This is a genomic window from Duganella lactea, from assembly GCF_009857505.1.
Classification (GTDB): domain Bacteria; phylum Pseudomonadota; class Gammaproteobacteria; order Burkholderiales; family Burkholderiaceae_D; genus Rugamonas; species Rugamonas lactea.
Map to the genome: position 1 here is coordinate 129479 of NZ_WWCP01000008.1, position 24883 is coordinate 154361.

The window sequence follows — 24883 nt, forward strand, 5'->3', positions numbered from 1 at the left end:
TAGGCCGGCTGTAAGGGCGCAGTAAGCGATCAGGTTTATGTTGATGGCAAACGATTACTACATTGGAGACAACATGAGCGGCACAACTACCCAAGGACCACAGGAAACCCGTATCTTCGCGCCATCGGCGGCGTTCGCGGCACAGGCGGCGGTGGCCGGTATGGACGCCTACAACGCGCTGTGCGCCGAAGCGGCAGCCGACTACGAAGGCTTCTGGGCGCGCCTGGCCAAGGAACACCTGGACTGGCAAACGCCCTTCACCCGCACCCTCAACGAAGACAACGCCCCGTTCTACCAATGGTTCGAGGACGGCAAGCTGAACGTCTCGTACAACTGCCTCGACCGCAACCTACAGAACGGCAACGCCGACAAGACCGCCATCATCTTTGAAGCGGACGACGGCACGGCCACCCATGTCAGCTACCGGCAACTGCACGAAAAAGTCTGCAAATTCGCCAACGGCCTGAAAGCGCGCGGCATCAAGAAGGGCGACCGCGTCATCATCTACATGTCGATGTCGGTGGAAGGCGTGGCCGCGATGCAGGCCTGCGCGCGCATCGGCGCCACCCACTCGGTGGTGTTTGGCGGCTTCTCGGCCAAATCGCTGCAAGAGCGCATCATCGACGCCGGCGCCGTGGCCGTGATCACCGCCGACGAACAACTACGCGGCGGCAAACGCCTGCCGCTGAAAGCCATTGTCGACGAAGCGCTGGGCCTGGGCGGCTGCGACTCGGTCAAGGACGTCATCGTCTACCGGCGCACCGGCGGCGACATCGCCTTCAAGGCCGGCCGCGACCTGTGGCTGCACGAGCTGGTCGACGGCCAGTCGGCCGACTGCGAGCCGGAGTGGGTGGAAGCGGAACACCCGCTGTTCATCCTCTACACCAGCGGCTCGACCGGCACGCCGAAAGGCGTGCAGCACGCCAGCGGCGGCTACCTGCTGTGGGCGGCGCTGACGATGAAATGGTCGTTCGACATCAAGCCGAGTGACGTCTACTGGTGCACCGCCGACATCGGCTGGGTGACCGGTCACAGCTACATCGCCTACGGCCCGACCGCGGTGGGCGCGACGCAAGTGGTGTTTGAAGGCATCCCGACCTACCCGCACGCCGGGCGCTTCTGGGAAACCGTCGCCAAGCACAAGGTCAGCATCTTCTACACCGCGCCGACGGCGATTCGTTCGCTGATCAAGGCCTCCGATGTGGACCCGAAAGTCCACCCGAAGAACTTCGACCTGTCGTCGCTGCGCCTGTTGGGCAGCGTGGGCGAGCCGATCAATCCGGAAGCGTGGATGTGGTACTACACGCAAGTGGGCGGCGAAAAATGCCCGATCGTCGACACCTTCTGGCAGACCGAAACCGGCGGCCACATGATCACGCCGCTGCCGGGCGCGACGCCGATGGTACCGGGTTCATGCACCTTGCCGCTGCCGGGCATCATGACCGCGATTGTGGACGAGTCGGGGCAGGACGTGCCGAACGGGCAGGGCGGCATCCTGGTGGTCAAGCGGCCATGGCCATCGATGATCCGCACCATCTGGAACAACCCGGAGCGCTTCAAGACGTCCTACTTCCCCGAAGAGCTGGGCGGCAAGATGTATCTGGCCGGCGACGGCGCGATCCGCAACAAGGACACGGGTTATTTCACCATCACCGGCCGGATCGACGACGTGCTGAACGTATCGGGTCACCGCATGGGCACGATGGAAATCGAATCGGCGCTGGTGGCAAATCCGCTGGTGGCGGAGGCGGCGGTGGTAGGCAAGCCGGACGACACGACGGGCGAATCGATCTGCGCGTTCGTCGTGCTCAAGCAAGCGCGGCCGACTGGCGACGAGGCCAAGAAGCTGGCGCTGGAGTTAAGGAACTGGGTGGCAAAGGAGATCGGACCGATCGCCAAGCCGAAAGAGATCCGTTTCGGTGACAATTTGCCGAAGACGCGTTCGGGCAAGATCATGCGTCGTCTGCTGCGCGTGCTGGCCAAAGGCGAAAGCATTACGCAGGACGTATCGACGCTGGAGAATCCGGCGATTCTGGAGCAGTTGAAAGAGACGTCGTAACCCGCGCGTCGGGCAGCGTCTTAACCGCCCGTCATTCCGGCGCAAGCCGGAATCCGTGCAGAGGTGATGATGGACGGGCAAATAATGTTGGTGCAGTCCGGAATCTTTGCTATAATTCGGCGCTTCCCGAGGTTTGGGAACATCAGGAGAGGTGGATGAGTGGTTGAAGTCGCACGCCTGGAAAGCGTGTATAGGGTCAAACCTATCGGGGGTTCGAATCCCCCTCTCTCCGCCAGGAACACAAATGCAAACAGGCCACCCTCGGGTGGCCTGTTTGCATTTGTGTTCCTGGCGGAGAGAGGGGGATTCGAAGGCATCGCCCCTGCCGGGGCGAGCCGCTCCGAATCGTCCAACTGCCACCGCAGTGCGGTGGCGCGCCGGAGGCGCAGCGCGCAGCGCCCGCAAACATTCCCAAAAGCACCATTTCTCCCCACCATCGTGTCAGTTTTTAATGCGCGCAAACACTTAACTGTCCGCCCGCTGCGCCGGGCAGCAATGATGCCGAACTTGGCTGGCCAAAACCTTAAGGATCAAGGCCTGTATATAACGGGGCAGTAACGGGGCGGGTGACACCATGCCACTGCATGGCCAAATGTTCCCAATCAGAAACTGTCATGTGGAAATGTTGCAATGTAAAAACAGATCGACAAGATGGCGTTGCAGGTTTTATCACCAATAGTATAATTTCCTCGATGCATTTTAATTTTCATATGGTCAATAAAAATCATCATTAATTTTGTTGTCCTACTCAAATCAGGGAAAATCATGTCGTTTCATACACTAAAGGTCGGAACCCGGTTGGCGCTCGGTTTCGGCATCGCGCTGACCATCTCGGTCGTGATCGCGGCTATGGGCATCACCAAGCTGTCCTCGCTGAACGACTCGCTGATTGCGACGGTCGATTTCAACGGCCAGGAGTCGAACCAGATTTCGAAGGCGATCGGCGAAGCCCAGAAGTCGTCATCCGCCATGCGTAACCTGATCGTGCTGAGCGACATGCCCCGGATGACGGTACAGAAAGACATCTTCGACAAGAGCGTGGTGGCCTACGACAAGGCGATTGCCGACCTTGAAGTGCTGTTTAACAAGGATACGGACACCAGCAAGGAGGAACGCGACCACCTGGTCCGGATCGCACAACTGAAGGTGGTGGCGTTGCCGCTGGTGAAAAAAGCAGCCGCGCTGGGGTTTGCCAATGACCCCCAAGGCCCCGATGTGCTCATGGAAGAGACTGGACCCGCACTCGATAAATGGATTAACGCGCTGATCGAATTCCGCGATTACGAAATCAAAATCAGCGACGATACCGCGCGGGAAGCGCACGAAAGCTATGAGCGCAGCAGGGCGTTGATTATCGCCGTCTCGCTGGCGGGGGTGCTGGCGTCCATCGTCGCCGGCTTCTTGATTACCCGCAGCATCCTCGGTCAGCTGGGCGGCGAGCCCGTTTATGCCATGACCGTGGCGCAAAATATCGCCAATGGCGACCTGGAGGCGGACGTCGTGCTGCGCCCCGGCGACCGCGGCAGCCTGATTTTCTCGATGAAACAGATGCGCGACCAGCTTGCCGAAATCGTCGGGCGCGTCCGGGGAGGGACCGATACCATCGCCACGGCTTCCTCGCAAATCGCGGCGGGCAACCTCGATCTGTCCGCGCGGACCGAGGAGCAGGCCAGTTCCCTCGAACAGACGGCTTCCTCGATGGAAGAGCTGACCAGCACGGTCAAGCAGAACGCCGACAATGCGCGCCAGGCCAACCAGCTGGCCGTGTCGGCGTCGGAAGTGGCGGTCAAGGGCGGCGCGGTGGTGAACGAGGTGGTCGATACGATGGCATCGATCAACCAGTCGTCCCAGAAAATCGTCGACATCATCGGCGTCATCGATGGTATTGCCTTCCAGACCAATATCCTGGCGCTCAACGCCGCCGTGGAAGCGGCGCGTGCCGGCGAGCAAGGGCGGGGCTTTGCCGTGGTGGCCACCGAAGTGCGCAACCTGGCGCAACGCTCGGCGGCGGCGGCCAAGGAAATCAAGGTGCTCATCGAAGACTCCGTGAGTCAGGTGGCCGCAGGTAGCAAGCTGGTCGATAACGCCGGCGTGACCATGGCCGACATCGTGCAGTCGATCACCCGCGTGACCGACATCATGAGCGAGATCTCCTCGGCCAGCGCGGAACAAACCATGGGCATCGAGCAAGTCAATTCGGCCATCGCGCAAATGGACGAGGTGACGCAGCAGAACGCGGCGCTGGTCGAACAGGCGGCGGCTGCCGCCAATTCGATGCAGGAGCAGGCTGCCATGCTGTCCGAGGTCGTCAGCGTGTTCAAGGTGGGGCAGCAGGCGGCGGCCAGCCGGCCAGCACCGCGTCCCGCCGCCCGCCCGACCGTGACGCAGCCGGCCGCACGGCGTATCGCCAGCAGCGCCAAGGCTAAACCTGTGGCTGCCACCCCGGTGAAACAGGTGGCGCAGGCGGAAGCGGAGGAGTGGGAGCAGTTTTAACGCCAGCAATGACAGATCAGCGCGGCCGGAATTTTGCCGCTACTGATGGGGAGGCATGAGGGCGGGCCTGGGCAGTGATTTTCGGCGATTCGGGGCGGATCAAGTCCGAGTCGATGCGCTGATTAATTTGCTCTGCAAGCGTTCTATGGATTCCCGCCTTCGCGGGAATGACGATGTGAGGTTCGGGCTGGTCGCTTCGAGTCGTCTGACTGCCGCCGCGAGGGCTGGGTAGTGATGCCCATGCCCAGTCCTCACGGCTAAAGTCAGGACCGCTTCACCTGGCCGATCACGCTCGCCACCTTGGTGGTAATCATATCGACCGCCGGGCCGTTGGCGCCGTGCGGAATGATGACGTCGGCGTTGCGCTTGGTCGGTTCGATGAATTGCTTATGCATCGGGCGCACGGTTTCCAGATACTGGCTGACGACGCTTTCGACCGAGCGGCCGCGTTCGGTGATGTCGCGTTGCATGCGGCGGATGAAGCGGATGTCGGAAGCGGTATCGACAAAAATCTTCAGCGACATCATGTCGCGCAAATCCTCGTCATACAAGGCAAACAGGCCCTCGATCACGATCACCGGGGCGGGCTTGACCGGAATAGTGCGGTTGGAGCGGTTGTGGACCGTGAAGTCGTACTCGGGCATCTCGATCGCCTCGCCATTGCGCAAGGCCTGCACGTGCTGCACCAGCAGCGGCCATTCGAATGCCTGCGGGTGGTCGTAATTCTGCTGGGCGCGTACTTCCGGGCTGAGGTGGGTTTGGTCGCAGTAGTAGTCGTCCTGCATGACGACAGAGACCATGTCCGCGCCAAACGCGGCCAGTACTTGTTGGGATACGGTGGACTTGCCACTGCCGCTACCGCCTGCGACACCAATGATAAACGGTTGAGAGGAAATCTTGTTCATGCCGAATGATACCGGAACCGCGCCCTAACCGACAGATAGCGGGGGCGTTCTCAGCGCCAAACCGGATATTCGAAAATTTCGATAATAAGCCATAAATTTTTCCGCTTTTTGTTTCGCCACGCCCCAAGCATAATGACTCCATCAGCGCGAAACACTGCGCTAAACACAAAATCGAAATTTTTGAATATCTTAGGAGAACATAGTATGCCAACCGCAATCGCTAAACCAGGTCAAACGCTGCTGAACCCAAGCAACCACACCCTGATCATGATCGATCACCAGTCGCAGATGGCGTTTGCCACCAAGTCCATCGACCCGGTCCAGCTGCGTAACAACGTCGCGCTGGTATCGAAGGCGGCGAAAGAATTCAAGGTGCCGACCATCCTGACCACGGTGGCGGAAAAATCGTTCTCCGGTCCGATCTTCAACGAGATCAAGGAAGTGTTCCCGAACGAAACGGCGATCGACCGCACCACCATGAACACCTGGGAAGACCCGCGTATCGCCGAGCGCGTCAACGCCATCGGCAAGGACAAGATCGTGCTGGCCGGCCTGTGGACCTCGGTATGCATCGTCGGCCCGGCGCTGTCGGCCCTGGACCAGGGGTTTGAAGTCTACGTCATCACCGATGCCAGCGGCGATGTCTCGGATGAGGCGCATGAGCGCGCCGTTGAACGCATGGTGCAGGCTGGCGCTCGTCCAATGACCTCGCTGCAATATCTGCTGGAACTGCAGCGCGACTGGGCGCGTGGCGAGACGTATGATGAAACCGTCGCGACCGCGATTGTCAACGGCGGCGGCTATGGGCTGGGCTTGATCTACGCGAAGTCGATGTTTAATGCTTCGGAAGGTCATTAAGGCGACCAAGGGCCGGGCCGTTGAACTCGGCCCGGCTGGGGAGTTCAGGATTCTTCGTCGGAGTGGCGGCTGTGCAGGCTGCGCAGGATGTCGCGCCAGCTGAGGATGCCCACCAGGCGGTCGTCGTCGCTGAGGATGGGGATGCAGGAGATCGGGTGTTCGGTGAACATGGCGATCGCCGCATCCACCGTCGCGTCCTCGCGCAGGTACTTTGGCTTGCGCGACATGATCTGGTGCACCCGCTTGTTCAGCGTGGCCGTGTCCTTGTAGGTTTCGGTGCTGGTGCCGATGTTCGGACTGAGTGCCTTGAACAGGTCGCGGTCCGACACCACGCCCAGCAATTCACCTTGCTCCATCGCCAGCAGGTGATGGAACTTGCTGTGATCAAAGATTTCCTTGACCAGCGCCAGCGTGTCGTCGAGCCCGACCGTCACCACGTTGCGGCTCATAATGTGTTTAACCAGCATAGTGTTTTGTGTGTGGTCTCCGAAGACTGCATCCTAGACGGATTCCGTCGACAATACCAGCCTGCGCGGCGGCAGCCGATGCTGCAGCGCGCAACGGAAACTGAAGGTTTGCGCAATCATTTTGCCCGGATAATGTGTTATGGTGGCAGCCATTAAAAAATGTTTGCGCAACCATGCTCACTAAAAAAATCCGGGGACTTCGCTGGTGGATGATCAGCCTGATCATGTTGGGGGCGGTGCTCAACTACCTGACCCGCAGCACGCTGTCGGTGGCGGCCGCCACGCTGATGACCGAACTCAGCATCACCACCAAGGAATACTCCTATATCACCGCCGCCTTCCAGGGCGCCATCATGCTGCAGCCGCTGGCCGGCTATGTGCTCGATGTGATCGGCCTGAAGTTCGGCTTCGCCATGTTCGCGACCGCCTGGTCGATCATCTGCATGCTGCACGGCATGGCCACCAACTGGCAGACGCTGGCCGTGCTGCGCGGGCTGTTGGGCCTGGCCGAGGGCTCGGCCAACCCGGCCGGCATGAAGGCCGTGTCCGAATGGTTCCCGGCCAAGGAACGCGGCATGGCGGGCGGCATTTTCAATATCGGCGCCTCGTTCGGTTCGATGCTGGCGCCGCCGCTGGTGGTGTGGGCCATCCTGCATTACAACTGGCAGTCGGCGTTTGTCATCACCGGCGCGCTGGGCCTGATCTGGGTGGCGATGTGGTTGCTGCTGTATGACGCGCCGTCCCGCCATCGCCTGCTGTCGCAGCAGGAGAAGGCGCATATCGCCGCCGGCCAGGAACAGCATCTGGAAGGCGACGGCAAGCGGCCATCGATCATCAGCATCCTGAAGATGCGCAATTTCTGGGGCATCGCGCTGCCGCGCTTCCTGGCCGACCCCGCCTGGGGCACGCTGTCGTTCTGGGTGCCGCTGTACCTGACCACGGTGCGCCACTTCGATCTGGCGCAGATCGCCATGTTCGCCTGGCTGCCGTTCCTTGCCGCCGACCTCGGCTGCCTGTTCGGCCCGATGGTGGTGCTGGCGCTGCAGAAACGCGGCGTCCGTCTGATCAACGCCCGGCGCGGCGCCTTCACGCTGGGCGCGACCATGATGATGGGCGTGGCTTTTGTCGGTTATGTCGATAGCCCGTATGCGGCGATCGCCTTGCTGAGCCTGGCAGGCTTCGCGCACCAGACGCTGTCGGTCACGGTCATCACGATGTCGTCCGACCTGTTCCGCCGCAACGAGGTGGCGACGGTGGCCGGCATGTGCGGCACGTTCGGCAATTTCGGCCTGCTGCTGTTCTCGCTGCTGATCGGCGGCCTGATGGCGAGCGTTGGCTATACCCCGTTCTTCATCAGCCTGGCGGTGCTGGATTTGGTGGCGGCGCTGCTGCTGTGGACTTTGGTGCGAGAGAAAACGTCATGATTCAAAACCCCATCCTGAAGGGATTCAATCCCGACCCGTCCATCGTGCGCGTGGGCGAGGATTACTACATCGCCACCTCGACCTTCGAGTGGTTCCCCGGCGTGCAGATCCACCATTCGCGCGACCTGGTCCACTGGCGCCTGCTGACGCGTCCGCTGACGCGCGCCAGCCAGCTCAATATGCTGGGCGCGCCGGATTCCTGCGGCGTGTGGGCGCCTTGCCTGACCTACGCGGACGGCTTGTTCTGGCTGATTTATACCGACGTCAAGCGCTATGGCCGGACCTCCACCGGCGGCGCGAGCGGCAGCGCGTCCTTGCGCGATTTCCATAATTATCTGGTCACCAGCCCGACGATCGAGGGGCCATGGTCGGACCCGGTCTACCTCAACAGCAGCGGCTTCGATCCCTCGCTGTTCCACGACGCCGACGGCCGCAAGTATTTGCTCAATCAGCTGTGGGACCACCGTCCCGGCGGCAACCGCTTCAACGGCATCGTGGCGCAGGAGTATTCGGTCGCCGAAGGAAAGCTGATCGGCAAGCGCACCAACCTCTTCAAGGGCACGGCGCATGGCCTGACCGAGGCGCCGCATCTGTATCAGCGCAATGGCTATTACTATCTGCTCACCGCCGAGGGCGGCACTGGATGGAACCATGGCGTGACGATGGCGCGCGCGCGCGATCTGCACGGCCCGTATGAGTTGCACCCGGAGCAGACGATGCTCAGCGCCCGCCACCGACCGGACGCCGCGTTGCAGCGCGCCGGCCACGCGGACATTGTCGAGACGCCGGATGGGCAGACGTATATGGCCTATCTGTGCGGCCGGCCGCTGCGCAATCGCGGCGTGTGCACGCTGGGACGGGAGACCGCGCTGCAGCCAGTGGTGTGGGGCGCCGATGGTTGGCTGCGCACGCTGGACGGGCAGGGCACGCCGACGCTGCAGGCGCCGGCGCCAGGCTTGCCGGAACATCGCTTCGATCCCGCGCCGGAGCGCGAGGAGTTCGACACGCCGACGCTGCCGATCGCATTTCAGTGGCTGCGCACGCCGTGGCCGGAGGCGTTGTTCAGTCTGACCGACCGGCCGGGCTATCTGCGCCTGTATGGCCGCGAGAGCCTGGGCAGCAGCTACCGCCAGTCGCTGGTGGCGCGGCGTCAGCAAGCGCATTGCTACAGCGCGTCGACGCTGGTGGAGTTTGAACCGGAGCATTATCAGCAGCAGGCCGGACTGGTGTGCTACTACAACGCGTCGAAGTTCCACTATCTGTACATCAGTCACGATGAAGCGCTCGGCAAGCATCTGCGGGTGATGACCAGTTTGCCGAACCATGTGCAGACGGACACCTTCACCGCCCCGGTGGCGCTGCCGTCCGGCCCGGTGGAGTTACGCGTGGAGGTCGACGAGGAACGCTTGTACTTTGGCTATCGCGTCGCCGGCGGCGTCTGGCAGTGGCTGCCGCAGCAGTTCGACGCCAGCATCCTGTCGGACGAGGCCAACGCCCCGGGGCAACCCAACTTTACCGGGGCGTTTGTGGGTGTGGCCTGCCAGGACATGGCGGGCACGGCGCTACACGCGGACTTTGATTATTTCGACTACCGCGAGCGCGCCTACCGCCCCGATCCGCGTTAGAACTCTTCCCACTCCATTTCGTCCTTTGGCTTGACGCTGGCGCGCGCCGGCGTCGCGGCAGGGCGGCCGCTGTCCTGCGCCAGCCGTGGCGTGGTTGCGGCCGGCTTGGCCTTGGCCGCCGGCACCGGCCTTGCGGCTGGCTTGGACACCGGCCGTGGCGCCGGCGCGCTCACATTGTCCAGCTTGAACACGCTGACCACCTGCGCCAGGCGCGCCGCCTGATCCTGCAGCGCGCCGGTGGCCGCCGCCGCCTCTTCGACCAGCGCGGCGTTCTGCTGCGTGACGGTGTCCATCGAGGTGACCGCTTCGTTGATCTGTTCGATGCCGACTTCCTGCTCGCGGCTGGCGGCCGTGATCTCGCCGATCAGGCTGGCCAGGCGCTGCACGCTGTCGACCACCTCGCCCATGGTGGTGCCGGCGCTGCCGACCAGCTCGTTGCCGGCCTCGACCTTGTTGACCGAGTCGCTGATCAGCTCCTTGATTTCCTTGGCGGCGCTGGCCGAGCGCTGTGCCAGGTTGCGCACTTCCGAGGCCACCACCGCGAAGCCGCGGCCCTGTTCGCCGGCGCGGGCCGCTTCGACGGCGGCGTTCAGCGCCAGGATGTTGGTCTGGAAGGCGATGCCGTCGATGACGGAAATGATGTCGACGATCTTGCTGGCCGAGGTGTTGATCGAGTCCATGGTGACCACCACCTGCGACACCACGTCGCCACCCTTCAGCGCGACCTCGGCGGCCGACTGCGCCAGCTGGTTGGCCTGGCGCGCGTTGTCGCCGTTCTGGCGGACGGTGGAGGTCAGTTCCTCCATGGACGAGGCGGTTTCCTCCAGCGCGCTGGCTTGCTGTTCGGTGCGCGCTGACAGGTCCATATTGCCGTTGGCCACCTCGGTGGTGGCGGTGGCGATTTCATTGGTGCCGGTCCGCACCTCGCCGACGATTTGTTTGAGGCTGTCGTTCATCGCGGCGAGCGCGGTCAGCAGTTGCCCGATCTCGTCTTTGGCGGCGGTCGGCACCTGGGCTGTCAGGTCGCCGGCGGCGACGGTCTGCGCCAGTTGCAGGGCCTGGTTGACCGGCCGCGTGATCGAGCGGGTGAGCAGCCAGCCGATGACCACCGACGCGATCAGCGCCACCATCGACAGCACCAAGGTGAACAGAATCGCGGTCTTGCCATCACTGGCGGCCTGAGCGCCGGATTCCTGCATCAGGCTTTCCTGGAACTTGATCATGTCCGCCAGTGCGGCCAGGAAGGCGTTCTGCGGTGGACGCAATTCTTTCAACACAAACGAGCCTGCGGCTTCGGCCCGGCCATCGCGCAGCATTTGCGCCGCCTTGTCGCGTGCCGCCGCGTAGGCGGCGCGCGCCTCCATCAGCTTGGCGAACACTTCCTGCCCCTTAGAGGTGCTGATCAGGCTTTTGAATTTGTCCAGCCGCTCCCTGTTCTTCTGTACAGAATCCTCCATCCTGCCCAGCGACGATGTCACTTCGGCCGGGTCCTTGGCGCCGATAACGGCGTTGCGCAGCAGGCGCGCCTGCACGTTGACTTCGTCGTAGATCTCCTTGGTCAGGCGGACCTTGACGTAGCGGTCTTCCATGATGTTGGCGGTCGCATCATTGATGCGGTTAATGCGGGAAATGGCGGTCACGGCGATCAGCGCCATCAGCACCAGCACCACGGCGAAGCCCGCGCCAAGGCGCGTGCCGATCTTGAGGTTGGAAATGTTCATCTCTACTCGCTTTGAAAAAGCCAGGCCAAGACACGATGACGATTAATCCCAGGGGCGGGGGGATGGCGGTGTATGGCCAGGGGTGGCGCGGGAGCGGGGCGCCATTATTTGGGAATCGTTTTATGGGAGTGTATTTTATGCAATTTTTGTCGTGAAAAGCAATCAATGATTCACCGCCGTTGTTTCCACACAGCATATTTTGGCCCGATGCTATGAATATCATTCCGCCGGTTGGTGAATTTCGTAATTGCCGTGCGCGGCGCGCGCCAGCACAATGGTGCGCATAAAAATAGACGCGAGACATCCCTATGCCTATCCGCCTTGCCGCCATCCTGGCCGTCTGGTCCTCCGTTGCCTTCGCGGCCGCGCCGCAAGCACTGCATGTGTACGACGGCAAGCCGCCGGCGGCCGGGCGCATTCAGGTGTCCGATGTCGAGGCGCCCAAAACACTGGACGGCGACGTGGTCGAGATCGCGGGCCAAGCCAAGGCGCCGGACAGCGTGGTCACGCTCAGCAAGTCGGGCAAGTCGCGCGGCGACGACGCGTTGACGCTGCGCTTCCGCCAGGCCCGGCAAGCCACGCTGAGCGTGCAGAGCGGCCAGCCGGTCGATCTGCGGCCGTACTTGGCCGAGGGCGTGCTGGCGTTCGACGTCAATGTGCAGGCGCTGTCCGCCGGCGGCATCGCGTTCAAGCTGCGTTGCGGCGATGACTGCGAACGCAGCGTGCCGTATCTGGTGCCGGGCCGCGAGCTCGCCGGCAAAGGCTGGCGGCATCTGGTGTTTTCGCTGCGCTGCTTCTACCGCGATGGTGATGACTTCAGCGCCGTGACGCGGCCGTTTGCCGTGGACGGCAGCGGCAGCGGCCAGGTGTCGATCGCAAATGTGACGTACCAGATGCGCGGCGCGCCGAACGCCAGCTGCCCCGACTATAAAACCGTCGCCGTCACGCCGGACAAGCTGAACGAATCGTGGTCGATCAACTGGTGGACCAAGCGCCATGAGGACAAGCTGGCCGAAGCCAGACAACTGGGCAAGAACGCGCAGATCGTCTTCATCGGCGACTCGATCACCCACGCTTGGGAAAAAGAGGGCCTGCCGGTATGGCGGCGCGTCTACCAGCCGCTGGGCGCGCTGGACCAGGGCTTCAGCGGCGACCGCACCGAGAACGTGCTGTGGCGCCTGCTGCACGGCGAGGTCGACGGCCTCGATCCGAAAGTGGCGGTGCTGATGTTCGGCACCAACAACACCGGCCATCGCCAGGAAGATCCGCGGACCACGGCGGCCGGCATCCAGCGCAATATCGACGAGCTGCGCAAGCGCCTGCCGCATACCCGGATTCTGCTGCTGGCCATCTTCCCGCGCGGCGAGAAGCCGGATGACAAGCTGCGCCGGATTAACGAGCAGGTCAACGCCATCATCGCCGGCTTTGCCGATGAGCGCACGGTATTCTTCGCCAACATCAATCAGGCCTTCCTGCAGGCGGACGGCACGCTGTCGACCGACATTATGCCGGACCTGCTGCATCCGAACGAACGCGGCTACGAGATCTGGGCCGAGGCCATGGCGCCGGCGCTGAAGAAGTTGCTGTCGGCAGCGGACCGCTAGCCGGCTGGGGCCGTGGTCCGGCGTCGCCGCGTTGTGAATAAACCACATTTCCACGGTTAGCCGGCGCTCCAGGCGGCATGCCAGCCGGCGAACCGCTTTGACAACGTTTTCATGGCTAGAATGTCGAAAAACGCAACTTTCTTAGGCTGATTTAGTGAATTTCGTTATGGAAAATACGAAATTTGTTATATCAGCCGCATCCGGCAAGCGTGTAAGAATATCAAGAAGGCCACGTTTGTCTGGAATTGGAGCAGTAGAAATGCAGATGAAGTCACACCGGATCGCATTGCTATTCAACGCAAACAAGATCTTTGACCGGGAAGTGATTGCCGGCGTCGCCGCCTATCTGAGTTCCACGCGCGCGGCCTGGGATTTGTTCCTGGAAGAGGATTTCCGCCTGCGCCTGGCCGGCATCGAGCGTTGGCAGGGCGACGGCATCATCGCCGACTTCGACGACCCGGCGGTGGCCGCCGCCTTGGCGCACAGCGGCACGCCGGTGGTGGCGGTGGGCGGTTCGTATGAAGACCTGGCCGCCTATCCGGCCGAGGTGCCTTACGTCGCCACCGACAACTTCAAGTTGATCAAGATGGCCCGCGATCATTTGATCGAGGCCGGCCTGCGCCACTTCGCCATGTTCTCGCTGCCGGCGGCGCAGGAGAACCGCTGGGCGCAGGAGCGCGAACACGCGTTCCGCACGCTGATGGAGCAGGACAAGATGGCGCCGGACATCTATCGCGGCGTTGGCACCAGCGCGCCGTCCTGGGACGCGGCGGTGGACCAGCAGATCAAGTGGCTGCATGGTTTGCCGAAGCCGGTCGGCATCATCGCCGTCACCGACGCGCGCGCGCGGCAGCTGATGCAGGCTTGTATCATGGCCGGCATCGCGGTGCCGGAGCAGGTGGCGCTGATCGGCATCGACAACGATCCGTTGGCGCGCATGTTGACGCGGATTCCATTGAGTTCGGTGATTCAGGGCGCGCAGCAGATGGGCCGCACCGCCGCCCATCTGCTGGACCAGATGCTGAACGGCGTGCGCATGAGCGGCACGCGTGTGCTGGTGCCGCCGGTCGGCATCAATGTGCTGGCGTCGACCCAGCATGAAGCGCCCAAGCATCCGCATGTGATGCGCGCGCGCCACTTCATCCGACAGTACGCCTGCCAGGGCATCAAGACGCACCAGGTGGCGGAGTATGTGGGCATTTCGCGCTCGTCGCTGGAATCGTATTTCCGCCAGGAGCTCGATTGCAGCGTGCATGACGTGATCCTGCGCTTCAAGCTCGATGCCGCGACGTCGATGCTGGTGCGCGGGGAACGCAGCATCGCCGAGGTGGCGCTGTGCTGCGGCTTCACCTCGGTGCAGTACATGCACGCGGTCTTCAAGCGCGAGCTCGGATGCACGCCGCGCACCTATCAGGACCGCGCGGCGACGGGACTGATTAACGACGGGCTGGCGGCGTAAGCGATGTTGACGCGCGCACGGTGGCAAAACTGGGTTACGATTTCTAACTTGATGAAAGGTTTTAACAGATGAAGCAAACCGCCCGCCAGCTTGTTTTCTCCCTCGGTTTAATGATGGCCGCCACTGGCGCGGCCGCCGCCACGGACATTCCGCAGATCGTCAAGAAGGATGGCCGTTTCGCCTTGATGGTGGACGGCGCGCCTTTTGTCATTCTCGGCGGGCAGGCGCAAAATTCCAGCAACTATCCCAAGGCGCTGGATAAAGTATGGGCCGCGATCAAGGACATGCATGCCAACACGCTTGAAATCCCGGTTGCGTGGGAGCAGATCGAGCCGGTGGAAGGCAAGTTCGATTTCAGCTACGTCGATACGCTGGTGGCGGAAGCCCGCAAGAACAAGGTCAAGCTGGTGCTGCTGTGGTTCGGCACCTGGAAGAACACTGGCCCAAGCTACACGCCGGAGTGGGTCAAGTTCAACAACGCGCGCTTCCCGCGCATGGTGGACAAGGCCGGCAAGATCACCTATTGCCTGTCGCCGCAAGGCGAGGAGACGCTGAAGGCCGACAAGAAGGCGTTTGTGGCGCTGATGGGCCACATCAAAAAGATCGACGAGGCGCAGCGCACCGTGATCATGATGCAGGTCGAGAACGAAGTCGGCACCTACGGCTTTGTGCGCGACTTCGCGCCGAAAGCCGAGGCGCAGTTCAATCAGCCGGTGCCGCAGGCGGTGCTGGACTATAAAAAGTCGCCGGTCCCGCTGGCGAAGACCGGCACCTGGAAGCAGGTCTACGGCGACTACGCCGATGAGTACTTCCACGCGTATTCCATCGCCAGCTATATCGAGGAAATCGCCAAGGCCGGCCGCGCGGTCTACAACCTGCCGATGTACGTGAATAACTCGCAGCGCGATTCGACCGAAGATCCGATCAAGCCGTGGCGGGACAACTTCGCCAGCGGCGGCCCGACCTACGACGTGATCGACATTTACCGCGCCGCCGCGCCGCATATCGATTTCGCCGGCCCTGATATCTATGGCCCGGATTGGAAAAAGTTCAACGCCTCGCTCAAGCATTTCCAGCGCGCGGACAATCCGCTGATGGTGCCGGAGATGAGCAACGCCGCCGAATACGTGCGCTACACCTATCTGGTGCTGGGCAAGGGCGCCATCGGCTTCGCGCCGTTCGGCATCGACTATGCGGACTACAGCAATTTCCCGCTCGGTCACAAGGCCACCGACAAAACCATGGTGGAGCCGTTCGGCAAAATCTACGCCGCCTTCCGTCCGATGGAACGCCAGTGGGCCAAGTGGGCCTTTGAGGGCCGCACCTACGGCGTTGCCGAGGGTGATGACCGTCAGCCGCAGACGCTGGACATGAAGGGCTGGAAGGCCACCATCTCGTTCCGCGAGTGGCAGTTCGGCGAGCGAGAGTACTTCAAGAACGTCAAGGACCTGCCGGCGGGGACCGAGATGCCGAACGGTGGCGTGGCCATCGCGCAGATCAGCGACAATGAGTTCATCATCATCGGCCAGCGTGCGCGGGTAAAAATCGATCAGGCCGAAGGCAAGCCGACCATGTGGGCGCGGGTGGAAGAGGGCCGCTATGACGCCGCCGGCAAATGGATCATGGAGCGCAACTGGAATGGCGACCAGACAGATTATGGCCTCAACCTGACCGGCAACCCGGTCGTGTTGAAGGTGAAGGTTGGCACTTACTAAATAAGAGAATACGGAGACATTATGCGCATAAAAACAATCGCTCACGCGGCGTCCTGCCTTGCCGTGATTGCCGCCGGCCAGTCCGTGGCCGGCACGTTTGAAAAGACCGCCACCGGTGTGGTGGTCAAGCCGGATGGCGGCGCCGCCAAAGAGGTGCGGCTGGAAGTCATGGCCGATAACATCATCCATGTGGTGAAGCTGGACCAGGCGGGCAAGCCGCTGAATCCTTCGCTGATGACCGTGGCCGCTCCTGTTAGCGGTAACTTCAGCGTCGCGGCGGCGGGCAAGGACCAGGTCACGCTGAAGGCGAAGAAGATTTCGGTGGCGGTATCGCTGGCCACCGGCCAGGTGCAGTTCTTCAACGCCGCCGGCAAAGCCTTCCTGACGCAGAATGCCGAAAGCATGGCGCCGGTCGATGTCGACGGCAAGCCGTTCCTGGCGGTGAAGCAGGGCTTCAACTATGGCACCAAAGACGCCTTCTATGGCCTGGGCCAGCACCAGAACCATCAAATGAACCTGAACGGCGAAGACGTGCTGCTGATGCAGCACAATATGGCGATCGCCGTGCCGTTCGTGGTCTCGGACAAGAACTACGGCGTCCTGTGGGATAACAACGCGATCTCGCGCTTCGGCGACAGCAAGCCGTATGCGTGGCTGAGCCGCGACCTGAAACTGACCGACGCCGACGGCAAGGAAGGCGGCCTGACGGCGCGCTACTATGTCGGCGACAAGCTGGTGTTCACGCGCCAGGAAAAAGACATCGCCTACCAGTACCTGAAGGACGTGGCGGAGAACTGGCCGAAGGAAGCCGGCGATCCGAAGGCGCCCAACCTGAAGGTGGTGTGGGAGGGCACGATGGCGTCCGCCAAACCGGGCGTGCACAAGATGCAGCTGTATTCGTCGGATTACGCCAGGCTGTCAATCGACGGCAAGGAAGTGATGGACGTATGGCGGCAGGGCTGGAATCCGTGGTATCACAATTTCGAGGTCAAGTTCGAGGCCAACAAGCCGGTCAAGCTGCTGCTGGAGTGGAAGCCGAGCGGCGGCATGGTCGCCATCACCCACAACGATCCGCTGCCGCAGGACGAGCGTCATTCGCTGACCTTCTCGTCGGAAGTCGCGCAGAGCATCAACTACTACGTGGTAAGCGGCGAGAATATCGACAACGTCATCGCCGGCTACCGTCATCTGACCGGCCAGGCGCCGATGATGCCGAAGTGGGCCTACGGTTTCTGGCAATCGCGCCAGCGCTACGAGACGCAGGAGCAGCTGCTGGGCGTACTGCGCGAGTACCGCAAGCAGGGCTGGCCGGTCGATAACATCGTGCAGGACTGGTTCTACTGGCCGGAAAATGGCTGGGGCTCGCACGACTTCGACAAGGCGCGCTTCCCGAACGCCAAGGCGATGGTGGATGAGGTCCACAAGGCCAAGGCCCGTATCATGATTTCGATCTGGGGCAAGTTCTACGCCAACACCGACAATTACAAGGAGCTGGCGGCGAAGGGCCATATGTGGACCAAGAACGTCGAGAACGGCGATCTGGATTGGGTTGGCCCTGGCTACAAGAACAGCCACTACGATCCATACGCCCCGGAAGCGCGCGACATCTACTATCGTCAGATGAAGAGCAAGCTGGTGGACCTGGGCTTCGACGCCTGGTGGATGGACAACACCGAACCGGACGTGCTGTCCAACACCCGCCCGGCCGACTTCAAGAAACTGATCGGTCCCACCGTGTATGGTGGCGGCGAGATCACCTTCAATCCGTACAGCCTGGTGCATACGGAAGGCTTCTACGGTCACCTGAGGAAGGACCAGCCGGAGAAGCGCCAGTTCATTCTGTCGCGCTCCGGCTTTGCCGGCATTCAGCGTAACGCCACCGCGCTGTGGAGCGGCGACACCGCCAGCCGCTGGAACAATCTGTATGACCAGATTTCCGCCGGCGTGAGCCTGTCGATGTCCGGCATTCCCAACTGGACGCACGATATCGGCGGCTACGCGCAGGAGACCCGCTTCCAGGTGGGCGAAGTCGGTTCGGCGCAGGAGAACCGCAGCACTGGCATCAAGCAGGGCAATCCGGAAGACCTCAAGGAGTGGCGCGAGCTCAATCTGCGCTGGTTCCAGTTCGGCGCCTTCTCGCCGCTGTTCCGTTCCCACGGCGAAGTGGTGAAGCGCGAGATCAACGAGATTTCGCCGGCCGGTTCGCCGATGCGCGAATCGATGGTCTGGTACGACAAGCTGCGCTACCGCCTGATGCCTTACATTTACACCGCCGCCGCCGAGACACATTACAACTCGGGCACCATCATGCGCGGCCTGGTGATGGACTTCCCGCATGACGACGCGGTCAAGAACATCAAGGACCAGTACCTGTTCGGCCGCGACATGCTGGTGGCGCCGGTATATGTGTACGGAGCGCGCGAACGCAGCGTCTACATGCCGAAGGGCGCGGACTGGTATGACTTCTATACCGGCGAACTGCATAAAGGCGGCAGCACCGCCACCATTCAGGCGCCGGAGACCCGCATGCCGGTGCTGGTGAAGGCAGGCGCCATCCTGCCGGTTGGCCCGGTGACGCAGTACGTGGATGAACAGCCGGACGCGCCGATCACGCTGTACGTCTACACCGGCGCCGACGGCAAGGCCAGCCTGTATGAGGACGATGGCGTCAGCAACGCCTATCTGCGCGGGCAGGCCAGCCGCATCCCGTTCAGCTACAATGACAAGACCGGCGTGGTTACCATCGGCAACCGCGCCGGCCAGTACAAGGGCATGGTGGCAAAACGCCAGTTCAAGGTGCGCTTCATCCAACCTGGCGTTTCGAGCACCGATCACTTCGACGTGGCGGACAAGGTGGTCAGCTACGAGGGCAAGACTGTTACCGTTAAGCGCTGAACGATGAAGACTCTGACCGTTGCCGTTTGTTTTGCCTTGAGTGCCACCGCCGCAGCGGCTGCGGCTGCGTCGGCGGCTGAGCGCCATATCGCGGTCGATGCGGCGTCCGCCGGCACGCCGCGCGACCGCTTCGCCGATCTGTCGGTGGGCTCGGACTATCCGGGCACGCTGATACGCGACGACAGCCTGGCGCAGCTCAAGCTGGCGAAGGATGAACTGGGATTCCGCTACATCCGCTTCCACGCCATCTTCCACGACGTATTGGGCACCTACAAGGAGGTGGACGGCAAGCCGGTCTACGATTGGAGCCGCATCGATTACCTGTACGACCGCTTGCTGAAGATGGGCATCAAGCCTTTCGTTGAACTGGGCTTTACACCGCTGGCGATGCGCAGCTCGGACCAGAGCATCTTTTACTGGAAGGGCAACACCTCGCATCCGGACCCGAAGAAGTGGGCCGGACTGGTGGACGCGTTTGTGCGCCATATGCAGCAGCGTTACGGTCAGGAGGAGGTGCGCAGCTGGTTCTTCGAGGTGTGGAACGAGCCTAATCTGGACGGCTTCTGGGAGAAGGCCGACCAGAAGGCGTACTTCGATCTGTTCGACATCACCTCGCGCACCATCAAGGCGGTTGATCCGGCGCTGCGTGTCGGCGGGCCCTCGACGGCCGGCGCGGCGTGGGTGCCGGAGTTCCTGGCGCATGCCAGGCAATCGGGTTCGGTGGTGGACTTCGTAAGCACGCATACCTATGGCGTGGACGGCGGCTTCCTCGACGAGAATGGCAAGGACGACACCAAGTTGTCGCCTTCGCCGGATGCGATCGTGGGCGATGTGCGCAAGGTGCGCAAGGAGATGGTGGACGCCGGCCACCCGGACATGCCGCTGTACTTCACCGAGTGGAGCACCAGCTATACGCCGCGCGATCCGGTGCACGATTCGTATATCAGCGCGCCGTATATCCTGAGCAAGCTGAAAGCCACCGAAGGTCTGGTGCAGGGCATGAGCTACTGGACCTACAGCGATCTGTTTGAGGAACCGGGACCGCCGACCGCGCCGTTCGAGGGCGGCTTCGGTTTGATGAATCCGCAGGGTGTGCGCAAGCCGGCGTGGTTCGCCTACAAGTACCTGAATCAGTTGGGCGACACGGCGTTGAAAACCGCCGATGCGCAGAGTTATGCGGCGAAGGATGGCCGTGGCGTGCAGGTGCTGGCGTGGGATTTTCAAACGCCGAAGCAGGGACGCAGCAATCGCGGTTTCTTCACCACGGTGCAGCCCACGCGCGACGGTACGCCGCTGAGCATTGATCTCAAGGGATTGAAGCCGGGGACGTATTCAGTGCAGATGTACCGCACCGGATTCGAGGCGAACGACGCGCAGACGGCTTATCTGAAACTGGGTTCGCCGAAGGTGTTGTCGCCGCGTCAACTGGAGCGCTTGCTGGCGCTGACGACGGATCTTCCGCAGACCAGCACCTTGAAGGTGCCGGCGTCCGGCGCGGCCAGCGTGAAAGTGAGGATGCGCGTCAACGATGTGGTGTTGATCAAGCTGCACCCGCAGTGACGACTTCAAGACCGCTGAGGAAACCGGTGATGGCCGGATTGACGATGGCGCCGTGCGTGATCGGCCCCATGTGCGCGGTGCGCAACTTCAGCAGGGTGGCGTTGGGCAGCGATTCACCCAATTGCTCCACCAGCAGGCGGGTGGAAGCGGGGCTGCGTTCGCCGGCCATCACCAGCGTCGGCATGGTCAGCATGGATAAATCATCCAGCGTTGCCGGTTCGTCCAGCAGGGCCTGGAAGTCCAGCTTGACCTTGGCGATCTGCGAGACCATCTTGTCCTGCGCGCTGGCCGTCGCCACGTCGAAGGCGCCGCCCCGGTTCCAGTAGTCGATGAAGATGCGGGTGGCGTCACGGTCGCTGGCGCAGGTCGTGATGCCGCCCACCACGTCGACAATTTCCACCTTGGCCGGATGCCCATCCGGCAGCAGGTGAAACGCCACCGGCTCGAACAGCGTCAACGACAGTACACGTTGCGGCATGCGGCGCGCCATGTGCAGCGCGCACGCGCCGCCGAAGGAATGGCCGATCAGGTGAAACGCCTCACCGGGCTCCAGTTCCGCGGCGATGGACGCCACCACCGCATCCACCTCGTGCGCCAGCGTGTGCGTGTAGTCGTCGCCGGCGTCCGCGGGGAAGGGCGAAGCGCCATAGCCTTGCAGGTCGACCGGGATACAGCGGTAAGCATCGCCCAACTGCGCTTTCAGGGACGACCACTGGGACTTGGAACTCATGGAACTGTGCAGCAGGACGACGGCAGGTTTCATTGTCGGCAAATCATGAAAAAACGAAGCGCAGATTATACCGGGTTGCGCCATCCGCCTTGAGAAACAGGTAATCGTTCCCATGTGTGCTACATACCACGCTGTCTTCATTTTTCAGGAGGCGGCACTGGCGGGAAAAGAGTAGAGTAGGAGCTATGAACAACCATTCGAAAAAAGTCGCGGGCCTGGCGGGCATCGTCAGTGTGCTGTGGATGGGACTCACCGCGGCGGTGGCGGCCAATCAGAAACGGCTGCTGTTCAATCCATTGGGAAGCAAGCGCGAAGTGCTTAAACCATACAGCACGGGCCATCGCACGCGTCCTGTCGTGATCCGGTCCAAGGACGGCACGCGCCTTTCCGGCTGGCTGATGACGCCACGCATGGCGGGCACGCATCCCGGCGTGGTCTATTTCGGCGGCCGCTCGGAGGAAGTGTCCTGGGTGGCGCGCGACGCCGGCAAGCTATTTCCTGGCATGGCGGTGCTGGCGGTGAACTACCGCGGCTACGGCGATTCACATGGCGATCCGGCGGAAGAACACTTTGTCGAAGATGGCCGCATGCTGTTCGACTGGCTGAGCGAACGCCATCACGTCGATCCGAAACGCATCGCGGTCGTCGGCCGCAGCCTGGGTTCCGGCGTGGCGGTGCAGGTGGCGATGGAACGCGATGCCAATTCCATTGTGCTGATCACCCCATACGATTCCATTCTCGCCATCGCCAAACGCAAGTTCAAGGCGATTCCGGTGGAGTATGTGCTGAAGCACAAATTTGAATCGGTGAAGTACGTCGGCCAGATCAAGGCGCCCACCTACGTGCTGCGCGCGGCGATGGACGACATCGTGCCGCACTCGCACACCGATCTGCTGGTGGAAAAACTGGGGACACTGCATGCGGACGAAATCATTCCGGACTCGGACCATATCAATATCCCCTATCTGGAATCGACGCAGGAGCGCATCGCCAATTTCCTGTCCAGCCGCTTTAGTGCTTAGCGCCGGCCAGTTGGTGGTGCAGGCGGCGCAAGCCTAGCCACACGCCGCCGATCACCACCGGCACGGCGAGGCCGGTCATCAGGTCAGGGTTGACCGGCACGCTGCCGGCCTTCATCGCCTTGCCGACGTAGCCCACCAATCCCAAGGTGTAGTAGGAGATGGCTGCGACCGACAGGCCTTCCACCGCCTGCTGCAGCCGCAGTTGCTGCGCCGCCCGCGCGTCCAGCGATTGCAGGATGAGGCGATTCTGCTTTTCCTGTTCGATGCCGACCCGCGTGCGCAGCAAGTCGTTGCTGCGGCCGATACGCTGGGCCAGCGTTTCCTGTCGCCGCGCCACCGACACGCAGGTGTTCATCGCCGGCGCCAGGCGGCGGCCCATGAATTCGGCCAGTGTCGGCGTGCCTTCGATACGCACTTCGCGCAGTTCTTGAATGCGTGACTGCACCAGATTGAAGTAAGCCTGCGAGGCGGCGAAACGGTAGCTGTTACTGACCGAGATTTTTTCCACGCGCGCGGCCAGCGCGGTGATCTGGTTCAGCAGGTCCTGATCCGCATTGCCATCCTCTTTGACCAGCTTCGCGGTCAGCGTCGCCAGTTCGCTCTCGATGCTGTTCAGGTCCGGCTGCGTGGCTTCCGCTTGCGGCAGGCCTAGCAGCGCCATCATGCGGTAGGTTTCGATTTCCAGCAGGCGGCCGACCAGGCGGCCGGACTGGAACTCGCGCAGGCGCTGGTCGCGCACCACGAAACGGCTGAAGCCATCCGGCTGTATCAGGAAGTCGGTCCACACCTCGGCGTTGCCGCCGGCGCTGCTGCCCACCAGCGATTTGCCCTGGAACAGATCGCGGATGCCTTGCGCGAATGACGCTTCGTCCGCATCGGCTTTGCACAGCAGGACGTGGGCGGCGACGATGATCTTGCCGTTCAGGCCCGCCAGCCATTCCTGCGGCACGTGCTGCAGCGGCATGCGGTCGAAGGAGGCGGCGCAATCCAGGCCTGGTTCGCCGCGTTCGACGAAGGTGTAGGTGGCGAATTCGGTGTGGCATTCCCACTTCAGACGGAAGCGGCCGAAGTCATGGAAAAAGTAGCGCGCCTGTGGATGCGGCGTGGCCACGCCGTAGTGCATGCACAGCTGCGCCAGGATCTGGTGCTGGCTGCTGCGGTGGTTCTGGCGCGAGGGCTGATCCTGTTGCAGGTACAGCGCGAAATGGGTCAGGCTTTCCGGCGCCTGCAATTGCAGGAACGGGCGTGAATGGATCTCCGCGGAGAGCGGAACCCGCAGCGGGTGATTCAGCTTGGCGAAATCGGCGTTGGCGCGATAGGCGAGCGACATGAACTTCCTTAAAAAACTATGTGTGTGGTAGCGCGTTGGCGCATGGGGAGCCCTGCATGTGGCAGGCGAGATTGGCGAAGGTGACGGCGGCGATTTCGCGCATCGCTTCTATTGTGAAGAAGCCCTGGTGCCCGGTCACCAGTACATTCGGGAAGGTCATCAGGCGCTGGAACACGTCGTCGGCGATGATGTCGCTGGAGTGGTCCTGGAAAAAGAGGGTGCTTTCCTGTTCATAGACATCGATGGCGAGCGCGCCCAGCTGGCCGCTCTTGAGCGCATCGATGACGGCGGCGGTGTCGATCAAGCCGCCGCGCGAGGTGTTGACCAGCATGGCGCCGTGCTTCATGCGCGCCACGCTGGCGCTGTTGATCATGTGGCGGGTGGCGTCCAGCAGCGGGCAATGCAGCGAGACCACGTCCGACCGCGCCAGCAGCGCGTCCAGGCTGGCGCGTTCGGCCACGCCATCCAGTTGCGGTGTGGGCGCCGGGTCGCTGACCAGCACTTTGCAGCCCATGCCGTGGAAGATGCGCGCGGCGCACGCGCCGATCTGGCCGGCGCCGACGATGCCCACCGTTTTGCCGTGCAGCGTCATGCCCAGCAGGCCGTCCAGCGCGAAATTGCCTTCGCGGACGCGCACATAGGCGCGGTGGGTGCGGCGGTTGAGCGTCATCACCAGCGCCAGCGCGTGTTCGGCCACGGCTTCCGGCGCGTAGGCTGGCACGCGCGCCATGAACAGGCCGAGGCGCACGCCGGCCTGCAGGTCGACGTTGTTAAAGCCGGCGCAGCGCAGCAGCACGGCGCGCACGCCCAGCGCGTGCAAGGCTTCCAGCACCGGCGCGTCGAGGATGTCGTTGACGAACACGCAGACGGCGGTGCAGCCTTGCGCCAGCGGCACCGTATCCAGTTCCAGCCGATCGGAGAAATAGGTGGCGTCCACGCCGGGCATGGCGGTGCGCGCTTCGTCGAGGAAGCGGCGGTCATAGGGTTGTGCGCTGTAGACGGCGATTTTCATAGAT

17 protein-coding genes and 1 tRNA gene are annotated in these 24883 nt (G+C 62.4%); 12 read left to right on the top strand and 6 right to left on the bottom strand.

What is annotated here, in order from left to right:
* The first annotated feature begins 73 nt into the window (after nucleotides 1-73).
* From acs to GTP44_RS09665, 3 genes are all read left to right on the top strand, one after another.
* Nucleotides 74-2059: an acetate--CoA ligase gene (gene acs, locus GTP44_RS09655; RefSeq protein ID WP_161019262.1), complete on the top strand. Its 1986-nt coding sequence runs from the start codon at nucleotides 74-76 to the stop codon at nucleotides 2057-2059.
* Nucleotides 2060-2204: 145 nt separating this feature from the next.
* Nucleotides 2205-2294 (top strand) — tRNA-Ser (locus tag GTP44_RS09660).
* 530 nt (nucleotides 2295-2824) lie between these two features.
* Nucleotides 2825-4552, top strand: coding sequence for a methyl-accepting chemotaxis protein (locus GTP44_RS09665; protein WP_161019263.1), 1728 nt, complete (start codon nucleotides 2825-2827; stop codon nucleotides 4550-4552).
* Nucleotides 4553-4815: 263 nt separating this feature from the next.
* On the opposite strand, the gene udk is transcribed toward GTP44_RS09665, so the two are convergent.
* Nucleotides 4816-5457 carry a uridine kinase gene (gene udk, locus GTP44_RS09670; protein ID WP_160991002.1) on the bottom strand — a complete coding sequence of 214 codons (642 nt, stop codon included), beginning with the start codon at nucleotides 5455-5457 and terminating at the stop codon, nucleotides 4816-4818.
* Nucleotides 5458-5661: 204 nt separating this feature from the next.
* Between udk and GTP44_RS09675 the strand changes: the two genes are divergently transcribed.
* Complete coding sequence (locus GTP44_RS09675) at nucleotides 5662-6315, top strand: hydrolase (protein WP_161019264.1); 654 nt, start codon at nucleotides 5662-5664, stop codon at nucleotides 6313-6315.
* A 44-nt stretch (nucleotides 6316-6359) separates the two neighbouring features.
* On the opposite strand, the gene GTP44_RS09680 is transcribed toward GTP44_RS09675, so the two are convergent.
* Nucleotides 6360-6782, bottom strand: a complete 423-nt coding sequence (locus GTP44_RS09680) for a CBS domain-containing protein (protein WP_161019265.1) — start codon at nucleotides 6780-6782, stop codon at nucleotides 6360-6362.
* A 173-nt stretch (nucleotides 6783-6955) separates the two neighbouring features.
* On the opposite strand from GTP44_RS09680, the gene GTP44_RS09685 reads away from it, so the two are divergent.
* Nucleotides 6956-8206, top strand: a complete 1251-nt coding sequence (locus GTP44_RS09685; protein WP_161019266.1) for an MFS transporter — start codon at nucleotides 6956-6958, stop codon at nucleotides 8204-8206.
* Nucleotides 8203-9831, top strand: a complete 1629-nt coding sequence (locus GTP44_RS09690) for a glycoside hydrolase family 43 protein (protein WP_161019267.1) — start codon at nucleotides 8203-8205, stop codon at nucleotides 9829-9831. The genes GTP44_RS09685 and GTP44_RS09690 overlap by 4 nt, the downstream gene beginning before the upstream one ends.
* Here the strand turns inward: GTP44_RS09690 and GTP44_RS09695 are convergent.
* Nucleotides 9828-11552 carry a methyl-accepting chemotaxis protein gene (locus GTP44_RS09695; RefSeq protein WP_161019268.1) on the bottom strand — a complete coding sequence of 575 codons (1725 nt, stop codon included), beginning with the start codon at nucleotides 11550-11552 and terminating at the stop codon, nucleotides 9828-9830. The genes GTP44_RS09690 and GTP44_RS09695 overlap by 4 nt on opposite strands.
* A 308-nt stretch (nucleotides 11553-11860) precedes the next feature.
* Here GTP44_RS09695 and GTP44_RS09700 point away from each other — a divergent pair, with 308 nt between their 5' ends.
* From GTP44_RS09700 to GTP44_RS09720, 5 genes are all read left to right on the top strand, one after another.
* Nucleotides 11861-13156 carry a GDSL-type esterase/lipase family protein gene (locus GTP44_RS09700; protein WP_161019269.1) on the top strand — a complete coding sequence of 432 codons (1296 nt, stop codon included), beginning with the start codon at nucleotides 11861-11863 and terminating at the stop codon, nucleotides 13154-13156.
* A gap of 265 nt (nucleotides 13157-13421) precedes the next feature.
* On the top strand, nucleotides 13422-14615 hold the full coding sequence (locus GTP44_RS09705; RefSeq protein WP_160991009.1) for a XylR family transcriptional regulator: 1194 nt from the start codon (nucleotides 13422-13424) through the stop codon (nucleotides 14613-14615).
* A gap of 68 nt (nucleotides 14616-14683) precedes the next feature.
* Nucleotides 14684-16330: a GH35 family beta-galactosidase gene (locus GTP44_RS09710; RefSeq protein ID WP_161019270.1), complete on the top strand. Its 1647-nt coding sequence runs from the start codon at nucleotides 14684-14686 to the stop codon at nucleotides 16328-16330.
* 21 nt (nucleotides 16331-16351) lie between these two features.
* Nucleotides 16352-19225, top strand: a complete 2874-nt coding sequence (locus tag GTP44_RS09715) for a glycoside hydrolase family 31 protein (protein ID WP_161019271.1) — start codon at nucleotides 16352-16354, stop codon at nucleotides 19223-19225.
* A gap of 3 nt (nucleotides 19226-19228) precedes the next feature.
* Nucleotides 19229-20785, top strand: a complete 1557-nt coding sequence (locus tag GTP44_RS09720) for a GH39 family glycosyl hydrolase (protein WP_161019272.1) — start codon at nucleotides 19229-19231, stop codon at nucleotides 20783-20785.
* Here GTP44_RS09720 and GTP44_RS09725 read toward each other — a convergent pair.
* Nucleotides 20766-21599 (bottom strand): alpha/beta fold hydrolase, encoded by an 834-nt coding sequence (locus tag GTP44_RS09725; protein WP_267875228.1) that lies wholly within the window; start codon nucleotides 21597-21599, stop codon nucleotides 20766-20768. The two genes, GTP44_RS09720 and GTP44_RS09725, sit on opposite strands and share 20 nt — an antisense overlap.
* 101 nt (nucleotides 21600-21700) lie before the next feature.
* On the opposite strand from GTP44_RS09725, the gene GTP44_RS09730 reads away from it, so the two are divergent.
* The gene (locus GTP44_RS09730) at nucleotides 21701-22537 is read left to right on the top strand and encodes an alpha/beta hydrolase (RefSeq protein ID WP_161019274.1); all 837 of its coding nucleotides are present in this window, start codon (nucleotides 21701-21703) and stop codon (nucleotides 22535-22537) included.
* Here GTP44_RS09730 and GTP44_RS09735 read toward each other — a convergent pair.
* Together GTP44_RS09735 and GTP44_RS09740 are read right to left on the bottom strand one after the other, a co-directional pair.
* Nucleotides 22527-23867 carry a DUF3422 family protein gene (locus GTP44_RS09735; RefSeq protein WP_160991015.1) on the bottom strand — a complete coding sequence of 447 codons (1341 nt, stop codon included), beginning with the start codon at nucleotides 23865-23867 and terminating at the stop codon, nucleotides 22527-22529. The genes GTP44_RS09730 and GTP44_RS09735 overlap by 11 nt on opposite strands.
* A gap of 16 nt (nucleotides 23868-23883) precedes the next feature.
* Nucleotides 23884-24879: a 2-hydroxyacid dehydrogenase gene (locus GTP44_RS09740; RefSeq protein WP_161019275.1), complete on the bottom strand. Its 996-nt coding sequence runs from the start codon at nucleotides 24877-24879 to the stop codon at nucleotides 23884-23886.
* Nucleotides 24880-24883: the final 4 nt, after the last annotated feature.

What these genes read in the sequence shown, in the direction of transcription:
- GTP44_RS09730 (WP_161019274.1), top strand. Translation starts at nt 21,701, where the DNA reads ATGAACAACCATTCGAAAAAAGTCGCGGGCCTGGCGGGCATCGTCAGT.
- GTP44_RS09725 (WP_267875228.1), bottom strand. Translation starts at nt 21,599, where the DNA reads ATGGCGCAACCCGGTATAATCTGCGCTTCGTTTTTTCATGATTTGCCG.
- GTP44_RS09715 (WP_161019271.1), top strand. Translation starts at nt 16,352, where the DNA reads ATGCGCATAAAAACAATCGCTCACGCGGCGTCCTGCCTTGCCGTGATT.
- GTP44_RS09680 (WP_161019265.1), bottom strand. Translation starts at nt 6,782, where the DNA reads ATGCTGGTTAAACACATTATGAGCCGCAACGTGGTGACGGTCGGGCTC.
- acs (WP_161019262.1), top strand. Translation starts at nt 74, where the DNA reads ATGAGCGGCACAACTACCCAAGGACCACAGGAAACCCGTATCTTCGCG.
- GTP44_RS09685 (WP_161019266.1), top strand. Translation starts at nt 6,956, where the DNA reads ATGCTCACTAAAAAAATCCGGGGACTTCGCTGGTGGATGATCAGCCTG.
- GTP44_RS09705 (WP_160991009.1), top strand. Translation starts at nt 13,422, where the DNA reads ATGAAGTCACACCGGATCGCATTGCTATTCAACGCAAACAAGATCTTT.
- GTP44_RS09665 (WP_161019263.1), top strand. Translation starts at nt 2,825, where the DNA reads ATGTCGTTTCATACACTAAAGGTCGGAACCCGGTTGGCGCTCGGTTTC.
- GTP44_RS09720 (WP_161019272.1), top strand. Translation starts at nt 19,229, where the DNA reads ATGAAGACTCTGACCGTTGCCGTTTGTTTTGCCTTGAGTGCCACCGCC.
- GTP44_RS09710 (WP_161019270.1), top strand. Translation starts at nt 14,684, where the DNA reads ATGAAGCAAACCGCCCGCCAGCTTGTTTTCTCCCTCGGTTTAATGATG.
- GTP44_RS09735 (WP_160991015.1), bottom strand. Translation starts at nt 23,867, where the DNA reads ATGTCGCTCGCCTATCGCGCCAACGCCGATTTCGCCAAGCTGAATCAC.
- GTP44_RS09740 (WP_161019275.1), bottom strand. Translation starts at nt 24,879, where the DNA reads ATGAAAATCGCCGTCTACAGCGCACAACCCTATGACCGCCGCTTCCTC.
- udk (WP_160991002.1), bottom strand. Translation starts at nt 5,457, where the DNA reads ATGAACAAGATTTCCTCTCAACCGTTTATCATTGGTGTCGCAGGCGGT.
- GTP44_RS09690 (WP_161019267.1), top strand. Translation starts at nt 8,203, where the DNA reads ATGATTCAAAACCCCATCCTGAAGGGATTCAATCCCGACCCGTCCATC.
- GTP44_RS09700 (WP_161019269.1), top strand. Translation starts at nt 11,861, where the DNA reads ATGCCTATCCGCCTTGCCGCCATCCTGGCCGTCTGGTCCTCCGTTGCC.
- GTP44_RS09675 (WP_161019264.1), top strand. Translation starts at nt 5,662, where the DNA reads ATGCCAACCGCAATCGCTAAACCAGGTCAAACGCTGCTGAACCCAAGC.
- GTP44_RS09695 (WP_161019268.1), bottom strand. Translation starts at nt 11,552, where the DNA reads ATGAACATTTCCAACCTCAAGATCGGCACGCGCCTTGGCGCGGGCTTC.